The organism is Sphingobium sp. AS12 (assembly GCF_019097845.1).
Lineage (GTDB): Bacteria > Pseudomonadota > Alphaproteobacteria > Sphingomonadales > Sphingomonadaceae > Sphingobium.
The window spans coordinates 42,170-60,529 of the sequence record NZ_JAHRGM010000002.1; the positions used below are offsets into that span (position 1 = coordinate 42,170).

Here is an 18,360-nt window from a genome sequence, read left to right on the forward strand (position 1 = left end):
AATGAGGAGAGGTATAATGCGTGCCTGGATATGCCTGATGCCCCTGATGCTGGCCGCCTGCACCGGCAGTTATACGCCCACGCCACTGACCGACAAGCAGGCCGCGACGCTCGACAAGGCGCTGGCGGGGAAGGTCGCGGGCGAGAAGGTCAGCTGCATCAATCGCGAACCGCAGACCAATTTGACGGTGATCAGCAATAATGTGCTGCTCTACCGGGTCAGCAGGCGGCTCGTTTACAAGAATGAGCTGATCGGCAGCTGCAACGGGCTGACGTCTGGCGACACGATGATCACCCGCAGCTTCGGGTCGCAGCTGTGCCGGGGAGACATCGCCACCAGCGCCAATCTGTTGACGGGGATGACGACTGGCAGCTGCGCGCTGGGGGATTTCATACCCTATCGCGCGCCGGGGAAATAAGCCGCCGCCTTTATCGACGTTTTACGGAAGCCGCCTCGCGAGCCAGTCTCTGGTCGAGAGTCTTGCGCGCGTTGGCGGCATAGGTGGCGCAGGCCTTGCTGTCGATCAGCGGAGCCTTTCCGGCGAGGCGATCGTAGAGATTGCTGGAAGCGGGATGCGGGGTGATGAGCAGGTCGCAGCGCAGGGCCGCGACCTTGGCGATTGTGGTGCGCAGGCGCGCGACATAGGCGGGGTGATCGGCAAAGCGATAATCGTCCGCCGACACTGCGCTCAGACTGTCGGCATAGACGATCCTGCGGCAGCTTTTGCCAGCGCAGGCGACCCAGGACCAGCTGGTGCCGCCCGGCGAATGGCCCGGCGTCAGATGGGCGGTCAGGCGGAGCGACCCCAGCGCGATGGTCTCGCCATCCTTGACGATGCGACCCACGCGCGCGCCGGCGAAGTCTGGGATGCTGCCGCGTTGCGGATCATCCTTGGCCGGGGTGCCGCTTTCCAGCATGGGGCGGGCCGCTGCCGATGCGATCAGGGTAGCACCGGTGCGTTGCTGAATGGCGTGCAGACCGCCGACATGATCGACATGTTCATGGGTGGTGAGCAGATATTTGACGTCTGTGGGACGAAGCCCCAGCCGCTCGATATTCGCGATAATCGACGGGACGGCCTGCGCGGTAGCCGCGTCGATCAGGATATGGCCCTTCGATCCGGTGATGAGAAGCACGGTGATGCCGCAACTGCCCACATCATAGACATTGGCGAAGATGCGGACGGGCGGGGCGGGATCGCTCCAGCCATCCTTGCCCGCGCATTGGCGCTGATGCTCGGCGATGCTGGCCGGGCCTGATGGCGCAGCTTGCAAAGGCGTGGTCGCAAGCATCGCCGCCGCTACCGAAACAAGACGCACAATCATCAATCGCTTCACCCTTTGTACAGCGCGTCCATCCGATCGGCATAGCGTTTGCGGATGATATGGCGGCGGATCTTCATCGACGGGGTCATTTCCTCATTGTCGATGGTGAAGGGTTCGTCGGCCAGGATGAAACGGCGGACCCGCTCGATCACCGACAGGTCGGCATTGACCCGGTCCACCGCCGCGCGCAGCGCCGCCATATAGGCGGGATTTGCCGGGGCATCGGCGGGTGCGACGCCATTGGCCTGCGCCCATTCGCGGGTCCAGTCGGTGTCCGGCACGATCAGGCCAACGAGATAGGGGCGGCGGTCGCCATGGACCATGGCCTGCCCAATCTCGTTCTGGAGCGTCAGCATCCCCTCGACCTTTTGCGGGGAGACATTGTCGCCCTTGTCATTGACGATCAGGTCTTTCTTGCGGTCGGTGATGCGGATGCGGCCCTTGGCGTCAAATTCGCCAATGTCGCCGGTGTGCAGCCAGCCGTCTTTCAGCACCTTCTCGGTTTCGGCCGGGTTGCGCCAATAGCCGTGCATGACCAGTTCGCCGCGCACGAGGATTTCGCCATCCTCGGCAATCCTGACCTCCACCCCTTTGAGCGGCGGGCCGACCGTATCCATCGCGATGCCCGCGCTGGGGCGGTTGCAACTGACCACCGGGCCAGCCTCGGTCTGGCCATAGCCCTGAAGCAGGGTCAGGCCCATCGCGTCGAAGAACAGGCCGACATCGGGGTTGAGCGGCGCGCCGCCGGATACGAGGGCCTTGAGCCGGCCGCCGAAGCGGGCGCGGATCTTGGGGATAAGCGTGCGGGCGAGGAGTGCCTTCAGGGGCCGGTCGAGGATCGAGGCCTTGCCCTGCTGCTCCTTCGCGCCGATGCGCAGCGCCTGCGCCATCAGCCAGGTCGGGAATTTGCCCTGCTTTTCGATCGATTTGATGATGCGGGCGCGCAGCACTTCGAAAAGGCGGGGGACGACGACCATGATGGTCGGCCGGGTTTCCTCGATATTGCTGGCGAGCTTTTCCAGCCCTTCGGCATAATAGATTTGCCCGCCCAGCAGCATGGGCAGGAACTGGCCGCCGCTATGTTCATAGGCGTGAGAGAGGGGGAGGAAGGAGAGGAAGCTTTCCTCGCCCCAGCCGAAATCCTCCGCGACGATCGTGCCTGCGCCCTCGGCATTGAGCAGGATCGCGCCATGATGCTGCATTACCCCGCGCGGCGCGCCGCCGGTGCCGCTGGTGTAGATGATGCAGGCCTGGTCATTGCGGGTCGCGGTCTGGGCGGCGGCGCAGGTGGCGACGTCGGTCGGGTGGGCGGTGATCAGATCGTCCCACAAATGGCAGGTCGCCTGTCCCTGCGCGCCGCGCAATGGCTCCATGCCGATGACGAAACTGGCCTGCGACCGGACGACGGCGGGCATCAGCGCCTGGGCCAGTTTGGCGGTGGAGATGATGACGGCGCGGGCGCCGCTGTCGGTCAATATATGCTGGTGATCGCGCGTGGTGTTGGTGGTGTAGGTCGGTACGGTGATGCAGCCCGCCGCCATGATGGCGAGGTCGGCGACGCAGAATTCCGGGCGATTCTCGCTGACCAGCATGACCGGGTCGCCGGGTTTGAGGCCGAGGGACCGGAGCGCGGTGGAGAGGGAGGCGACCTGCGCGGCCACTTCGTTCCAGCTGAGCGAATGCCATGTGCCGCCGCTTTTGCGCCACAGGAAGGGCTTGTCGCCCTGCTCTGTAGCGCGGGTGAAGAACATGGTGACGAGGTTTGGAAATGTCTCGATGGCCCTCAAGGCTCGACTCCTGGGTTTCATGGCGCATCTGGCGCGCGCCTGATCATCGCCAAGCTATAGCCACGCCATGCCGTAGCGGCCATGTTTTTCTCAGTCGAAAAGGCCGTCCTGCACGTCCTGTGGCGGGTTGAGGCCCAGATGCTTCCAGCCCGGCCCGTTGAGGCAGCGGCCGCGTGCGGTGCGGGCAATCAGGCCAAGCTGGATGAGGTAAGGTTCGATCACTTCCTCAATCGTGTCGCGCGCTTCGGATAGACCGGCGGCGAGGGTTTCGACGCCGACCGGGCCGCCGCGATAAATGTCGGCGATCATCATCAGATAGCGGCGGTCCATGAGGTCGAGGCCCAGTTCGTCGACCTCCAGTCGGCGGAGCGAGGCGTCGGCGACCTTCGCGTCCACGGCGGGTACGCCCGCGACATTGGCGAAGTCGCGCACCCGGCGCAGCAGCCGCCCGGCGATGCGCGGGGTGCCGCGCGAGCGGCGGGCAATCTCCATCGCGCCGTCGGGGGTGATGGCAAGGTCCAGCAGGCGCGCGGCGCGGCGCACCACCAGTTCCAACTCGGCGACGGTGTAGAATTGCAGGCGCACCGGGATGCCGAAGCGATCGCGCAAGGGCGTCGTCAGCAAACCTTGACGTGTGGTCGCGCCGACCAGGGTGAAGGGCGGCAGGTCGATGCGGACCGATCGGGCGGACGGGCCTTCGCCGATCATCAGGTCGAGCGCGCGGTCCTCCATTGCGGGGTAGAGGACTTCCTCGACCGCAGGGTTCAGGCGATGGATTTCGTCCACGAACAGGACGTCGCCCTCATCCAGATTGGTGAGCAGGGCAGCAAGATCGCCCGACTTGGCGATGACCGGGCCGGACGTGGCGCGGAAGCCGACGCCCATTTCCTTGGCGACGATCTGCGCCAGCGTGGTCTTGCCCAGGCCCGGCGGGCCGAAGAAGAGGACATGATCGAGCGCCTCGCCACGCGCTTTCGCGGCCTCGATAAAGACGCGCAGATTGCCGCGCGCGGCTTCCTGCCCGATAAATTCGTCGAGCGATTTGGGACGCAGCGCGGCGTCGACATCCTCGACGCGGCGGGCGGGGGTGAGGAGGCGGTCGTCGGTCACTTCGCCGCCTTTCGCAGTGCTAGCCGGACCAGCGCGTCGAGGCTGGCCTCGTCGCCCAGTTCCGCTTCGGCGGCGGCGACGGCGGTGCTGGCTTCATGCGGTTTGAAGCCGAGATTCTGCAGAGCGGACAGCGCGTCGGCGGCGAAGCTGCCGGTGGGGAGGATGGCGATGCCGCTTGCGCCGACCGGGCCGCCAGCAGGGGCCGCGCCGATCTTGTCCTTCAGTTCATTGACGATGCGCTGGGCGAGTTTGGGGCCGACGCCATTGGCCCGCGCGATCATTGCCTTGTCGCCCATGGCGACGGCGCGGTGGAGGTCTAGCGGTTCGAGCGCGGAGAGGATTGCCAGCGCGACCCGCGATCCCACGCCCTGCACATGGGTGAGCAGCCGATACCAGTCGCGTTCCTCCGCGCGGGCGAAGCCGACGAGGCGGATCGAGTCCGCCGCGACCAGCATTTCGGTGTGGATCGTCACCGCTTCGCCGATCGTCCCCAATGCCGCGAGCGTGCGCGAGGAGGCGCCGACGAGATAGCCCACGCCTCCGACATCGATGATGGCATGGTCCAGCCCGGTGCTGTCGAGCCGTCCTTTAAGTTTGGCGATCATGTCCGCTGCCCCATGGTCATGATCTGTTCTTTACAGCGTCCGACGCACTACGCCAGAGTAAAAGCGCGGCACCTTTTGCGCGCCCATGCGTAGTGCAGCGCGAAACCACAATTTCAAGGACGTGATGATGTTGATGACCGCGCCGATGCTTGGCCCCAGAGATTTTGAATATCCGTCGATCATGCTGTCGGGCGTGGTCGATCATGGCATGTATCTGCATTTCAAGAATTGCCTGGCCAATGCGCCGCAACAGGGGCTGGTGGTGGTGGAGATTTCCACGCTGGGCGGCGACCCGGAGATTGCCCGGTTGATGGGCGAGGATATCCGTTTCCATTCCGACCTCTATCCTGAGCGGCGTCTGGTGTTTCTGGGCCGCACCGCGGTCTATTCGGCGGGTGCGACCTTCATGAGCTTTTTCGCGACCGAAAATCGCTATGTGACGCGCGGTACACGGCTGATGATCCATGAGCGGCTGATCACGAAAAATATCCAGCTGGCCGGGCCATTGTCCACCTGCATCGCGACATTGAAAGCGACGCTGAACGAAATTCAGTCGTCGATCGCGATCCAGAATGAGGGGTTCCAGAATCTGATCCTGGGATCGGAAATCACCATGGACGAGCTGCTCGAAAAAGCGCCGGAAAACTGGTATCTGGAGGCCAATGAGGCGCAGGCGCGCGGATTGATCGCCGCCGTGCTATGAGCCGTGTTATGGCCGGGGTATGAGCCGCACCCGTCCCCGCCAACCGATCTTCCCCTGGCGCTATGGCATGTTTCTGGCGCTACTGGCGACGGCAGCGCCGCTGGCGCTGTGGCTGCGCTGGCATGAGGCGGTAATGGCGGGGTTCGACATTGCCGCGCTGGCCTTCATGGCGTCGGTCGTGCCGCTGATCCGGGCCGATCCCGACGCAATGCGGGCCAAGGCGAAGGCGAATGACGCCAACCGCGAACTGATGCTGCTGCTGACCGCGATCGTCAGCCTGGTGATATTGGTCGCGGTCGGTGTGGCGGTGAGCCAGCATGGCGGACCAAAGACGGCAGTGGTCGCGCTTCTGCTGGTGACGCTGCTGATCGCCTGGTTATTCTCCAATCTCGTCTATGCCATGCATTATGCCCATATCTTCTATCGCGCCGACAGGTCTCAGGCGGATGGGGGCGGCGGCGATTGCGGCGGGCTGGATTTCCCGGCCACGGCTGAGCCAGGCTATTGGGATTTCCTCTATTTCGCCTTCACACTGGGGATGACGTTCCAGACGTCCGACATATCGGTCACGGACAGCGATGTACGGCGCACCGTTTTGTTCCAGTGCCTCGCAGCCTTCCTGTTCAACCTTGGCATATTGGCCTTCACCATCAACGTGCTGGGCGGCTGATCGGCCCTAGGCGGCGGTGTCGATGGGGCCGCGGCCTTGCGACTGGCGCTGTTTGCGGGCGCGGGGTGCGGCATCGTCCATATTCATGTGGCGGATGGTCCGCCACCATTCGGGCAATATGGGCTTGAGCAGCGAGAGGCTGCCGCTGCGGGGCGTGGCGTACCAGTCGTCGCCGACGCGCTGAAAGCGCCAGACCGGATCGCAGTTGAGCGGGACGCGCTCGAAGCCGGGCTGGGCGTCGGGGCTGGCAGGGTTCGGGATTTCCTTCAGCTGGGCAGGGATGTTGCGGACGCTGCCATCGGGAAATCGCACCGCAATCGTCATCTCCTGTCTCCATTGTCGAGGGTTATGAAAGAGGTAACGCACTGAGATAAAAAGGGTTCATGGCCTTGCTGCAGGTTAAGATGATTCCTGTCTGTGCGGCTTGGCGACGTCTTTCACCGCTTGCTTACCCTTTTGCGCTAGAGCGAGGATCATGCGCGATTCTGCCGATCCCTGCCCCCAATCCGCCGTCAGCCATGGCGTGGGCATTGCTGGTCTTGTCGGCCTTGGCCTGTGGACGCTGGTGGCGCGCCATTATGGCATGGACGGTCCCAATGCCGGGTTGGCCGCCGTGGTCGCCTGCGGCTTGCCGATGGTGCTGTGGTCGCTGGTGGTGGACAAGGTGCATCGCAACGCATCGACCGGGATCGACTGGCGCGGGCCGGCAAGGCCGGTGCGCGAGGTGATCGACATCAGCATCGTCAAGATCGCCGGGCTGTGGGCGACCTGGCTGGCCATCGCCATCTTCTATTGCATCGCCCGCTGGTACTGGAGCGGCAATTATCGATTTTCGATGGACCTGTTCACCGCGGCTGCACCATGGCTGCTGGCGCTGTCCATCCCCTATATCCTCTGGATCGACCGGCGGCTGGTGCAGCCCAAGGATGCCAGTTACAGTTTCGGCCAGTGGGTGATCGGTGGCGCAGCGGGCGCGCCCGACATGGCTCAGGTCGCGCACCACGCCCGCGCCTGGACCGTGAAAGGCTTTTTCCTGGCCTTCATGGTCTCGATCGTGCCGGGCAATTTTGCCAGCGTGGTCAATTGGCGTATCGAGGACGCCTTTGCCAATCCGGTGGCGCTGGCCGGTTTCCTGATCGCGGTCATGTTCATGATCGACGTCTGTCTGGCGACGGTCGGCTACATATTAACCTTCAAGCCGCTCGATTCGCATATCCGCACCGCCAACCCCTATTTAGCGGGCTGGGTCGCGGCGTTGATATGCTATCCGCCCTTCGTACTGATGGGCGGGGGCGGGCCGCTCGATTATCATGCGGGCGGGGCGGAATGGGACTATTGGACGCAAGGGTCCGGGCTGCTGCAATGGGTGCTGGGCGGGTGGCTGGTGCTGCTGACCGGCCTCTACGCCTGGGCGACGGTGGCGTTCGGCCTGCGCTTTTCCAACCTGACCCATCGCGGGATATTGACGCATGGGCCGTATCGCTGGACCCGGCATCCGGCCTATCTGGCGAAAAACCTGTTCTGGTGGCTTTCGGCGCTGCCTTTCCTGAGCGTGTCCGGCTCGATGGCCGACATGGTACGCAACTGTGCGATGCTGGCGCTGACCAACGCGGTCTATTATTGGCGCGCGCGGACCGAGGAACAGCATCTGTCCGCCGACCCGGACTATCGCGCCTATAGCGACTGGATGGAGCGCAACGCCCCGGTGCCGCGCTTCTTTGCGTGGGTGACGGGGCGGAAGCGACCGGCTGCCGCGGTCATTCAGGCGGCGGAGTAAATTGGTCAAAGGCTGCGTTTAGGGGCACGCCCCCACCCCAACCCCTCCCCTAAAGGAGAGGGGCTAGTAATAGTCAGAAACTCTCTTCCGCATAGACTTTGCTGACGTCGCCGCCCCATTCGCCATGATAGCGATCGAGCAGCCGTTCGGCATGGGTCTTGCCGGACGAGACGACCTCTTCCAGATCAGACAGATAGCCGGTTTCATTGTCGCCTGCCGCGTTGAGGCGACCGCGCGCCGCGAGGCCTGAACGCGCGATGTCGAGCGCGGGGCGGGCGATGTCGCGCAGGGTGCGGCCCCTGCCGATCGGTGCGTCGAGGCCGAGCTTGGGCACGGAATCGCGCAAGATCTGGCGATCTTCCATGCTCCAGTCCTTGACCAGATCCCAGGCCGCATCAAGTGCGCCCTGATCATAGAGCAGGCCGACCCACAAAGCAGGCAGGGCGCAGATGCGGCCCCAGGGGCCGCCATCGGACCCGCGCATTTCGAGGAAACTTTTGAGCCGGACTTCGGGGAAGGCGGTGGAGAGATGATCCTCCCAATCCTTCTCGGTCGGCTTTTCGCCCGGCAGGACGGACAGTTTGCCGTTCAGGAAATCGCGGAAGGAAAGGCCGGAGGCGTCGATATATTTGCCGTCGCGATAGACGAAATACATCGGCACATCGAGCGCATAGTCGGCATAGCGTTCATAGCCAAAGCCGTCCTCGAACACGAAGGGCAGCATCCCGGTGCGACCCGGATCAGTGTCCGACCAGATATGGCTGCGATAGGACAGGAAGCCGTTGGGCTTGCCTTCCGTGAAGGGCGAATTAGCGAATAATGCGGTGCCGAGCGGTTGCAGGGCGAGGGAGACGCGGAATTTCTTGGCCATGTCCGCTTCGCTGCCATAGTCCAGATTGGTCTGGATGGTGCAGGTGCGCAGCATCATGTCCAGCCCCATGGAGCCGACGCGCGGCATGTGCCGCAGCATGATCTCGTACCGGCCCTTGGGCATGATCGGCAATTCCGCGCGCGTCTTGTCGGGCCACATGCCAAGGCCGAGGAAGCCGAGGCCCAGCATGTCGCCGACATATTTCACCTGTTCCAGATGGCGACCGGTTTCAGCGCAGGTCTGGTGAATATTGTCGAGCGGCGCGCCGGACAGTTCCAGCTGGCCCGCCGGTTCCAGGCTGATCGTGCCGTCGGTGCCGGACAGGGCGATGATATTCTCGCCCTCAAACACAGGGTTCCAGCCATAGCGGGTCAGGCCGATCAGCAGTGTGTGGATGCCGCCTTTTTCCTCATAGGAGGGCGCGTGATGATCCTTGCGGCTATAGACGAATTTTTCATGTTCGGTGCCGATGCGCCAGCGATCCTTGGGCTTTTCACCCTTGGCAAAGGCCGCGATCAGCTGGTCGCGGCTTTCGATGACGGGATCTTCGCCCGCTGAGTCGGTTCTGGTGCTCATGCCCCGCCCTTAATGCTTCCCCTCGGCCGGTCAAACAGTGACCGGCAATGATCAGATAGGCTCTGCCTATAAACGGTTCAATCCAATGGCGAAATGAAACTTAGTGCCAGTCGCCGTTCAGGGTCATCCAGGCTGCCGTCGCGGCGATGGCGGCGGTTTCGGCGCGCAGGATGCGGGGGCCGAGCGAGACCGGCACGGCGCGCGGATGGGCGCGGATCGTTTCGCGTTCGGCTGGATCGAACCCGCCCTCCGGCCCGATCAGGAAAGCGGCGGGGCCGGGATGGGCGGCAAGGGCGGTGGTCAGCGGCGCGCCGCCGGTTTCGTCGGCGAAAAACAGGTGGCGATCCTGCGGCCAGTCTTGCAGCAGCGCGTCGAGTTTCACCATCGCGGCCAGTTCCGGCAGGGAAGTGCGGCCGCATTGTTCGGCGGCTTCGACCAGATGGGCGTGCAACCGGTCCAGGTTGAGCTTGTCCACCACCGCGCGGCGGGTGAGGACCGGCTGGAGCTTTGCGACCCCCAGTTCGCACGCCTTTTCCGCGATCAGGTCGATGCGGCCTTTCTTGATCGGCGCGCAGCAGAGCCAGAAATCGGGGACGGATTCGGGCGGCCTGGTCTGGCTGACACATTCTAGTATCAGGTCGCGCTTGCGAATGTCGCGGGCGCGGGCGGCCCATTCGCCGGACCGGCCATCGAACAGCAGGACGATATCGTCGGGCTTCACCCGCATGACGCTGATCAGATAATGGGCTGGATTGCCATCGACCGGCACTGACACGCCATCCCCCAACTGGGTTTCGACATGGAGGCGCGGCGCGCTTTGCGGCGGCCAGGCGGGGGTTGCGGTCATGATGCGCTTTCCGTTCGACGAAACTTGCCCGGAGGCTATGGGAGTCTTTAGAGAAGAATGGCCCTTCGACAAGCGCGGGGCGAATGGAGTTGCGTGTGAGCCAGACGATCGTCCCCGACAGCCAGGCGCGCGGACTGCTGGCGCGGCTGCCGGACACGCCGCGCGCGCTGGTGCAGATGGCGCGGTTCGACCGGCCGATCGGCTGGTGGCTGCTCTTCTGGCCGGGTGCCTGGGCGGTGGCGCTGGCGGGGGGCGGCTTTGCGCGCTGGCCGCTAATTGTCTGGCTGCTGCTTGGCAGCATCGCGATGCGCGGCGCGGGCTGCGTGTTCAACGATATTGTCGATCGCGATCTGGATCGCAAAGTGGCGCGCACGGCCGCGCGGCCGCTGGCGAGCGGGGCGATGAGGGTGCGCACGGCGTGGCTCTGGCTGGTGGCACTGTCTTTGGTTGGACTGATCGTGCTGCTGCAATTGCGCTTCTATGCGCAGATCGTGGCACTGTGGTCGCTGGCGCTGGTGGCGGCTTACCCCTTCATGAAGCGGATCACCGGCTGGCCGCAAATCTGGCTCGGCCTCGTCTTTTCCTGGGCGGCGCTTGTGGGGTGGAGCGAGGTGATGGGGGGGCTGACCCTGGCGGGAATTTCGCTCTACGTCGGAACCATTTTCTGGGTTGTGGGCTATGACACCATCTACGCGCTGCAGGATCGGGAGGACGACGCGCTGATCGGCATTGGTTCCAGCGCGCTCTCCATGGGGCGGCACGTCCGGGCGGGCGTGGCGCTCTGCTATCTGTGCGCGCTTGGCCTCTGGGCGGCGGCGATCTGGCAGGTGCGGCCAGAAGCGCTGGCGCTGGCCGCGCTGCTGCCGGTGGCGGTGCATCTGCTGTGGCAGATTGCGACGCTGCGCGAGGATGGCGTCGATCCGCTGGCCAAATTCCGCTCCAACCGTTTTGCCGGATTGCTGATGTTCCTGGGATGCCTAGTGGTCGGCAGCGCATGAGCGCTGGACCGAAACCGGGCGAGGATTGCTGGCGGATCGCGCGGGCGACGCGGGCCAGCACGATCATCGACGCAGACGCCTATTTCCGCCATGCGCGCGCCGCGATGCTCAAGGCGACGCGGCGTATCATGCTGATCGGCTGGGATTTCGACGCGGCGATCAGCTTGATCCGGGAGGATGAGGCCGATGATGGCGCGCCTGTGGTGATCGGCGATTTTATCAGCTGGCTGGTGGAGCGGACGCCGGAGCTGGAGATATTTCTGCTGCGCTGGGACATTGGCGCGATGAAGTCGATGGTGCGGCCGACCAACCTGTTCACGACGCTCAAATGGATGGCGCATCCGCGCGTGACGGTGAAGCTGGACAGCCATCATCCGCCCGCCGCCTCCCATCATCAGAAGATCGTGGTGATTGACGATTGTTTCGCTTTTTGCGGCGGCATCGACATGACGGGTGACCGGTGGGATACGCGCCATCATCGCGATGAGGAGCCGGGGCGGCTGCATCCTGACGGGTCGCCTTATGGTCCCTGGCATGATGCGACCACGGCGCTGATGGGACCGGTTGCTGCGGCGCTGGGCGATCATGCGCGCAATCGCTGGGTTGGCGCGGGTGGCGACGCGCTGGAGCCGATCGCGGGGGTGCAGGATTGCTGGCCCGACCATCTGCCGGTGCAGTTTACCGATGTCGACGTGGCGATCGCCCGCACCGCGCCCAAGATGGACGATCAGGACGAACTGACCGAGATTGAGCGGCTCTATTGCCACCAGATCGCGGCGGCCAGGCGCTGCATCTATGCCGAAAGCCAATATTTCGCGTCGCGCCGGATTGCCGAGGCGATCGCGAAACGGCTGGTCGAGCCGGACGGGCCGGACATCGTCATCATCAATCCGACCCAGGCTGATGGCTGGCTGGAGCAGCAGGCGATGGACACGGCGCGTGCGCGCCTGTTCGAGGCGCTGAAGGCGCGCGACGCCCATGGCCGCCTGCGCATCTATCACCCCTTCACGATGCGCGGCGTGCCGATTTATGTCCATGCCAAAATATTGATCGTCGATGATCGGCTGATCCGGGTCGGATCGTCCAACATGAACAACCGGTCGATGCGGCTGGATACCGAATGCGACGTGACGATCGACACCGCGCTGCCCGCCAATGCCGGGTGGGAGGACAAGATTCGCGCGGTTCGCGATGACCTGATCGCCGAACATCTCGACCTGCCGGTCGAGCGGGTGGCAGCGGTGATCGCGCAGCGCGGGCTGGTCGCGGGGATCGAGGAGATGCGCCAGAAGCCAGGTCGGACGCTGCGCCCCTATGAAACGCCGGACCTGAACGATGTGCAGGCCTGGCTGGCCGACCATGAGGTGCTGGACCCCGAAGGCCCGGACGAAATGTTCGAGGCGGTGAGCGAACGCGGCCTGTTCCGGCGGATGAAGGGCTGGTTCGGGCGGGTTAAGGATTAAAGGCCGAGCGCCTTGCGCAGTTCGGCGTTGATCCGGCTTTGCCAGCCCGGCCCGGTGGCGCGGAAACCGTCCAGCACGGCGGCGTCGAGGCGGAGGGTTACCTGTTGCTTGGGATCGTCCGATTTGGGGCGACCGGGACGGGTCAGCGTGCCAGTGGCGGGACGGATGACCTTATCGCCGATGCGAAATTCGGCGCGGTCAAATATCTCATCCGTCCATTCGGGAATGTCATCATCATCCCAATCTGCGGGCAAAGGCTTTCTGCTCTCGGTCATTGCACTTCCTCATGGAAATGACCCGGATGCCATCATCAACTGGCGTCCAGACCACCGTAATGAGCCTGTCGTTCATCAGGCCATAAGTCTGAAAACGCGGCTCCACATAGTCATATCTATCGTCCTCTACCGTGTAGGATGGACTGTCAAAAACCTGCGCGGCGTCGGCGAAATCCAGTCCCCGCTCCTGCAGGGTTTTCAATCGCTTTGCCGGATCGAAACTCAATTCCATAACCCAGTATCTCCGGTCGATCAGCAGTGCCTTGGCCGATCAATTGTCCCGTTACATGGCTGGGTCTAGTTACCCAGTTACAATATTGTAACTACGCAAAGTGTCAAGCATTTCCGTAACTACAAAAATCATTCCGCCGCCAGTAGTGCCTCGGCGCTCTGGAGGTTGACGGAGACGAGGCGGCTGACGCCGCGTTCGACCATGGTGACGCCGAACAGGCGGTGCATCCGGGCCATGCTGACGGCATTGTGGGTGACGATGAGGTAGCGGGTCTGGGTCTGGGCCACCATGGCGTCGAGCAGGTCGCAGAAGCGCTCGACATTGGCATCGTCGAGCGGGGCGTCGACCTCGTCCAGCACGCAGATCGGCGCGGGGTTGGTCAGGAACAGGCCGAAGATCAGTGCCACGGCGGTCAGCGCCTGTTCGCCACCCGACAATAGGGTGAGCGCGGCGAGTTTCTTGCCCGGCGGCTGGGCCATAATCTCCAGCCCCGCCTCCAGCGGGTCGTCGCTGTCGATCAGCTCCAGATGCGCCTGCCCGCCGTTGAAGAGCGTGGTGAAGAGGCGGCGGAAATGGCCGTCGACCGCCTCGAACGCGGCAAGCAGACGCTGGCGCCCTTCACGGTTGAGGCTGCCGATCGATCCGCGCAGACGGTGGATCGCCTGGGTCAGTTCTTCGCTTTCGGCGCGGCTGGTCGCCTGCACCTGTTCCAGTTCCTCCAGTTCCTGTGCCGCGACGAGATTGACCGGGCCGATCCGCTCACGATCGACACTGAAACGTTCATGATTGGCCTGTTCGGTCTGGGCGAGCCGGATGTCGGCGCTGGCGAAGCCCAGTTTTTCGGGTAGCAACGGCGGCGGACATTCGAAGCGTTCGCCCGATAGCCGATTGGTTTCGATCCGCCGTTCGTCGGCGGATTCAGCGCGGGCGATGGCGGTAGCGCGGGCTTCGCGGGCTGCGGCGAAAGTCTCGCCACTATGTGCAGCTCGCTGTTCGGCTTGGCGCAAGGCGGCTTCGGCGTCCTGCTCCGCGTGGCGGGCGGCATCGGCGGCGGCGATCAGGGTTGCGCCCTGATCGTCCAGCGATGCGATGGCCTGCGACAGCGCCTCTGGCTGGCCTTCGATCGTGGCGCGTTCGGTGGCGATCTCTTCGCCGCGCGCGACCATGGCGGCGATGCGCTTGGCCGCTTCGCCCGCGCGGGCGCGCCAGCCCTTGATTTCCGCGTCGGCGGCACCCTGTCGTTCGCGGTCGCTCGACAAGGCACGGTCGGCCAAGGCCTGATCGGCCTGCAACTGGCTGACCACAGCGCGCGCCTTTTCGCTCGCCTGTGCCAGCGCGGTGACCTGCGCGCGTGTCTCGGCCCCGTCAGGCATGGCGGCGCGGGCCGATTGGGCGCTGTCATGATCGGCACGGGCGGCGTCGGCATCGCGCCGCGCCTCGATCAGCCGTTCCTCTATTCCGTCGCGTCGCCCGGCCAGCCGTTCGAGCGCAGTGGTCGCCTCGTCAGCGGTGCGCAGCGCGGTGCGCAGGCTCTGATCGGCCTGGGCGAGCTGGGTACGGCCACTGGCTAGGGCTTCGCTGGCAGCCTGTTCGCGGGCCTTGGCGTCCTGTTGCGCGGCGGTGGCGGCATCGACATGCGATTGGGCGGCTGGGCGGGCGGCGGCGATCGCCTCCAGCCGGTTGAGCCGGATCAGCCGTTCCGCCGCCGCCGCGCCGCCTTCGATCGCGACATAGCCGTCCCAACGGCGCAGCTGGCCATCGCGGCTGACGAGGCGCTGGCCGACGGCGAGAGGCTGGCCCTCGTCGCTGTCGACAACGGCGATCTGGGCCAGACGGCGCGCCAGTTCGGGCGGGGCGGTAACATGGGCGGCAAGTGGCGCGCAGCCATCGGGCAGGGCGGGATCGCTGGCCAGCGAAGCTGCGCCTGCCCAGCGGCGTTTGCCGTCCGGGGCGATTGGCGCTTCCAGATCGTCGCCCAGCGCCGCGGCGAGCGCGCGTTCATAGCCGGGCGAGGCCTTGAGCTGGTCGAGCGCGCGAGTGCGGCCGCCGGGGCCGCTATCGACCGCGCGTTGGAGCGCGGCGGCTTCGCTGTCGAGCGCGGCCAGTGCGGCGCAGGCGGCGGAGAGCGCGCCTTCGGCGGCGGCGCGTTGCTCGCTGGCGGACTGGCGCGCGGTTTCGGCGGCGTGGATTGCGGCTTCGGCAGTGTCGCGGGCGGCGCTCGCCTCTTCCTGCGCGGCGATGGCGGCGGCGCGCCGGGTTTCAAGCGGGGCAGGGTCGGGCAGGGCGGCGGCTTCGCTGGTCAGTCGCTGAACCTCGCGTTCTGCGCGCTCCAGTCGGGAACGGGCGGCGACCAGCGCGGCTTCGGCGACGCGCAGTTCGGCCTGTTCGCCCGCCTGTTTCGCCATCGCCTTGGCGAGATCCAGTTCGGCGTCGCGCGCGCCATCCTCGGCGCTGGCGATGCGGCTGGCGAAATCGGGGCGCAGCTTTTCGGTCTCGGCGATCCGGGCTTTCAGCGTCGCAATTTCGGCAGTGAGGCGCGCGATGGCGTCGGCAGCGTCATTGGCGAGCGTGCCTTCGCGGGCGCGATCCTCCTCCAGCCGGGCGGCCTGCTGGGCCAGATCATGCAGCCGCCGGACCACGCCGTCGCGCTCCGTGCGCAGGGTGGACAGGCGATGGCCCGCTTCGCTGGCGTCGTCACGCGCGCGCTGGGCGGCGGCGCGACGGTCGGCCAGTGTGGCGAGGGCGGCCTGCGCATGGGCGGCGGCGGCCAGTTGCGCCTCCTGCGCTTGGGCGACGGCGGCTTCTGCTTCCTTCGCCTGCGCGCGGGCGGCTTCGGCGCTGGCATGGGCTTCGCGCCAGCGGGCAAAGAGGGTGCGCGCTTCGGCTACGCGAATCTGGTCGGACAGGCGGATATAGCGTTCGGCAGCGCGCGCCTGACGACGCAGCGCATTGGCGCGGGCGTCCATGTCGAGCAAGATTTCGGCAAGCCGCGCGAGATTGCCTTCGGCAGCGCGGAGCTTCTGTTCAGCGTCCTTGCGCCGGACATGGAGACCCGCAATGCCCGCCGCTTCCTCCAGCATGGCGCGCCGTTCCTGCGGTCGGGCTGCGATGACGGCGGCGATGCGGCCCTGGCTGACCAGCGCCGGGCTGTGCGGGCCGGTGGCGGCATCGGCGAAGATCAGCGACACGTCCTTGGCGCGGACGTCGCGGCCATTGGCTCTGTAGGCACTGCCCGCGCCGCGCTCGATCCGGCGGGTGACTTCCAGTTCGCCGTCCGCGCCGACATCTACGGCGCTGAACAACTCGCCCTGTTCCTGCACGGTGAGCAGCGAGACTTCGGCAAACTCGCGCTGGGGCCGGGTGGCGGTGCCTGCAAAGATCACATCCTCCATGCCGCCGCCGCGCATGGATTTGGCGCTGGATTCGCCCATGACCCAACGGATCGCTTCAAGCAGGTTGGACTTGCCGCAGCCATTGGGGCCGACGATGCCGGTCAGGCCGGGTTCGATGCGCAATTCGGTTGCATCGACGAAGCTTTTGAAGCCCGAAAGCTTGAGCCGCTTTATTTGCATGGGGACGCGCAGGGGCAGTGTGCCGCCCCGGCCTTTATACGCTCAAGCGCTGATGTCCGCCCCCCGACGCGCAATCAGATGCCTGCTTCCTTGAGCTTGGGCTGGAGTGTCGCCCAGTTGGCGACATTGTCGACCAGCACGCCGTTGATCAGGAAGCTGGGGGTGCCGGTGATCTGGTACTGGCTGTTGGCCGCCTCGACGCCCTTGGCCAGCTTTTCCGCCGATGCAGTGTCAGCAAGGCATTGTTTCGCCTGATCTTCGGCAATGCCGCGCTGCTTGGCGAAATCGACCAGGCCCAGCGCACCCGCCAGCTTGCCGAAACGCTCTGCCGGGGGGGCGCTCATCAGCGCCTGATAGGGCTGGTCGCCCAGTGCCTGCGCTTTCTCGAACATGGCATTCTGGTTGGCGAAAAACTGTTCAGACAGGGGATAGAAAATATCCTTGCCGCCGCAACGGGCCAGCAGCGCGGTCGAAATGTCGATCGGGTCGCGGACAAAGGTGCGGAATTCAAAGCTCATCTTGCCAGTATCGACCAGCTTTTTGATCTCTTCCGAGGCTTCGGCGGAGAAATCCTTGCAATGGCTGCAGGTGTAGGAACCGAACTCGACCAGCTTCAATTTAGCCGCCGGATTGCCCATCACATAATAGCCATCGGGCGTTTCCGCGACAGTTTCCGACCAAGTGGCTCCCGCTGGCGGGGCGACGGCGGCGATGGCTTCGCCCTTGGGCGTGGCCCCCTCTTCGCTCTTGCCACAGGCGGCGAGGGTCAGGGACAGGGCGATGAGGGCAACACCGGACAAGGCTTTCACGACGGGCAAGGCTCCGATTATGGGCGGGTTGGCAGGTTTATTAGATCAACTTAGATCAGCGCGCGGCGGGGGGCAATGCGGCCTGGAGCTTGCCCCAGTCCGATCCGGCGACCAAAGTGCCGTTGATGGTGAAGCCGGGGGTGCCGCTGATCTTCACCTTGTTCCACGCTTCGTCCGTCATCGCCATGATCTGCTTCATCGCCATGGGGCTGGCGATGCAGGCGTTAAGCTGGGCGGGGGTATAGCCACGCTTGGCCATCAGCGTGTAGAGGCCGGTTTTCTGGCCGATATCGCGCAGCGCCGCGATCTGGTCGGTCGGCTTGGTGGCGTCGCGGTCATAGGATTGGAGCTGTTCCATCCAGGCGTCCTGATTGGCAAACAGTGCCTCATGATTGCCCATGAAGCGCGCCGGGCCGCCGCAGCGGGCGAGCAGGGCGGCGGTCAGGTCATATTTGTCGCGCACGGCGTTGCGTATTTCGACGCTGACCTTGCCGCCCTTCACATAATTGGCCTTGAGCGGGGCGCTCGCCTCGCCAACGAAATGGGCGCAATGGCTACAGGTGTAGCTGACATATTCGACCAGCTTGGTGGGCGCGGCGGGATTGCCCATGGCGTGGCCGCCGATGGCCGAGATGGTGACGCGGCTGACCCAGTTGGCGGCAGGCGCGGCCAGGACGGCGACGGGAAGGGCGAAGAGGGCGAGGGGGAGCAGTTTTTTCATGAGACAGGTCCATTGAACG

18 protein-coding genes are annotated in these 18,360 nt (G+C 65.0%); 6 read left to right on the forward strand and 12 right to left on the reverse strand.

Features of this window, described 5'->3' with window-relative positions:
- Positions 1 to 16 precede the first annotated feature (16 nt).
- Positions 17 to 418 carry a hypothetical protein gene (locus KRZ98_RS04525; protein ID WP_217672482.1) on the forward strand — a complete coding sequence of 134 codons (402 nt, stop codon included), beginning with the start codon at positions 17 to 19 and terminating at the stop codon, positions 416 to 418.
- A gap of 10 nt (positions 419 to 428) precedes the next feature.
- Here the strand turns inward: KRZ98_RS04525 and bla are convergent, their stop codons facing one another.
- The 4 genes from bla to ruvA form a co-directional block, all read right to left on the reverse strand.
- Complete coding sequence (gene bla / locus KRZ98_RS04530) at positions 429 to 1,325, reverse strand: subclass B3 metallo-beta-lactamase (protein WP_217672483.1); 897 nt, start codon at positions 1,323 to 1,325, stop codon at positions 429 to 431.
- Between the two features lie 8 nt (positions 1,326 to 1,333).
- A complete protein-coding gene (locus KRZ98_RS04535) occupies positions 1,334 to 3,076 on the reverse strand; it encodes a long-chain fatty acid--CoA ligase (RefSeq protein ID WP_217672559.1) in 1,743 nt (580 codons plus the stop codon).
- A gap of 126 nt (positions 3,077 to 3,202) precedes the next feature.
- Positions 3,203 to 4,222 (reverse strand): Holliday junction branch migration DNA helicase RuvB, encoded by a 1,020-nt coding sequence (ruvB, locus tag KRZ98_RS04540; protein ID WP_217672484.1) that lies wholly within the window; start codon positions 4,220 to 4,222, stop codon positions 3,203 to 3,205.
- On the reverse strand, positions 4,219 to 4,827 hold the full coding sequence (ruvA, locus tag KRZ98_RS04545) for a Holliday junction branch migration protein RuvA (protein ID WP_217672485.1): 609 nt from the start codon (positions 4,825 to 4,827) through the stop codon (positions 4,219 to 4,221). Before ruvA ends, ruvB begins: the two co-directional genes overlap by 4 nt.
- 127 nt (positions 4,828 to 4,954) lie before the next feature.
- On the opposite strand from ruvA, the gene KRZ98_RS04550 reads away from it, so the two are divergent.
- Both KRZ98_RS04550 and KRZ98_RS04555 read left to right on the forward strand, forming a co-directional pair.
- Positions 4,955 to 5,530, forward strand: a complete 576-nt coding sequence (locus KRZ98_RS04550; RefSeq protein WP_217672560.1) for a peptidase S14 — start codon at positions 4,955 to 4,957, stop codon at positions 5,528 to 5,530.
- 19 nt (positions 5,531 to 5,549) lie between these two features.
- The gene (locus KRZ98_RS04555) at positions 5,550 to 6,200 is read left to right on the forward strand and encodes a DUF1345 domain-containing protein (protein WP_217672486.1); all 651 of its coding nucleotides are present in this window, start codon (positions 5,550 to 5,552) and stop codon (positions 6,198 to 6,200) included.
- A 6-nt stretch (positions 6,201 to 6,206) separates the two neighbouring features.
- Here KRZ98_RS04555 and KRZ98_RS04560 read toward each other — a convergent pair whose 3' ends face one another.
- Positions 6,207 to 6,524 (reverse strand): hypothetical protein, encoded by a 318-nt coding sequence (locus tag KRZ98_RS04560; protein ID WP_217672487.1) that lies wholly within the window; start codon positions 6,522 to 6,524, stop codon positions 6,207 to 6,209.
- Positions 6,525 to 6,675: 151 nt separating this feature from the next.
- On the opposite strand from KRZ98_RS04560, the gene KRZ98_RS04565 reads away from it, so the two are divergent.
- On the forward strand, positions 6,676 to 7,977 hold the full coding sequence (locus KRZ98_RS04565; protein WP_217672488.1) for an isoprenylcysteine carboxylmethyltransferase family protein: 1,302 nt from the start codon (positions 6,676 to 6,678) through the stop codon (positions 7,975 to 7,977).
- A gap of 73 nt (positions 7,978 to 8,050) precedes the next feature.
- Here the strand turns inward: KRZ98_RS04565 and KRZ98_RS04570 are convergent, their stop codons facing one another.
- On the reverse strand, positions 8,051 to 9,424 hold the full coding sequence (locus tag KRZ98_RS04570; RefSeq protein WP_217672489.1) for a glutamate--cysteine ligase: 1,374 nt from the start codon (positions 9,422 to 9,424) through the stop codon (positions 8,051 to 8,053).
- Between the two features lie 100 nt (positions 9,425 to 9,524).
- A complete protein-coding gene (locus tag KRZ98_RS04575) occupies positions 9,525 to 10,271 on the reverse strand; it encodes a 16S rRNA (uracil(1498)-N(3))-methyltransferase (protein ID WP_217672490.1) in 747 nt (248 codons plus the stop codon).
- A 95-nt stretch (positions 10,272 to 10,366) separates the two neighbouring features.
- Between KRZ98_RS04575 and ubiA the strand changes: the two genes are divergently transcribed.
- Together ubiA and KRZ98_RS04585 are read left to right on the forward strand one after the other, a co-directional pair.
- Positions 10,367 to 11,269, forward strand: coding sequence for a 4-hydroxybenzoate octaprenyltransferase (gene ubiA, locus KRZ98_RS04580; protein WP_217672562.1), 903 nt, complete (start codon positions 10,367 to 10,369; stop codon positions 11,267 to 11,269).
- Complete coding sequence (locus KRZ98_RS04585) at positions 11,266 to 12,732, forward strand: phospholipase D-like domain-containing protein (RefSeq protein WP_217672491.1); 1,467 nt, start codon at positions 11,266 to 11,268, stop codon at positions 12,730 to 12,732. Before ubiA ends, KRZ98_RS04585 begins: the two co-directional genes overlap by 4 nt.
- Here KRZ98_RS04585 and KRZ98_RS04590 read toward each other — a convergent pair.
- The 5 genes from KRZ98_RS04590 to KRZ98_RS04610 form a co-directional block, all read right to left on the reverse strand.
- Complete coding sequence (locus KRZ98_RS04590; protein WP_254798096.1) at positions 12,729 to 13,007, reverse strand: BrnA antitoxin family protein; 279 nt, start codon at positions 13,005 to 13,007, stop codon at positions 12,729 to 12,731. The genes KRZ98_RS04585 and KRZ98_RS04590 overlap by 4 nt on opposite strands.
- Positions 12,967 to 13,239 (reverse strand): BrnT family toxin, encoded by a 273-nt coding sequence (locus tag KRZ98_RS04595; RefSeq protein ID WP_217672492.1) that lies wholly within the window; start codon positions 13,237 to 13,239, stop codon positions 12,967 to 12,969. Before KRZ98_RS04595 ends, KRZ98_RS04590 begins: the two co-directional genes overlap by 41 nt.
- A gap of 128 nt (positions 13,240 to 13,367) precedes the next feature.
- Positions 13,368 to 16,811: a chromosome segregation protein SMC gene (gene smc / locus KRZ98_RS04600; RefSeq protein WP_217672493.1), complete on the reverse strand. Its 3,444-nt coding sequence runs from the start codon at positions 16,809 to 16,811 to the stop codon at positions 13,368 to 13,370.
- 74 nt (positions 16,812 to 16,885) lie between these two features.
- The gene (locus KRZ98_RS04605; protein ID WP_217672564.1) at positions 16,886 to 17,620 is read right to left on the reverse strand and encodes a thioredoxin domain-containing protein; all 735 of its coding nucleotides are present in this window, start codon (positions 17,618 to 17,620) and stop codon (positions 16,886 to 16,888) included.
- Between the two features lie 55 nt (positions 17,621 to 17,675).
- Positions 17,676 to 18,341: a thioredoxin domain-containing protein gene (locus tag KRZ98_RS04610; protein WP_217672494.1), complete on the reverse strand. Its 666-nt coding sequence runs from the start codon at positions 18,339 to 18,341 to the stop codon at positions 17,676 to 17,678.
- Positions 18,342 to 18,360: the final 19 nt, after the last annotated feature.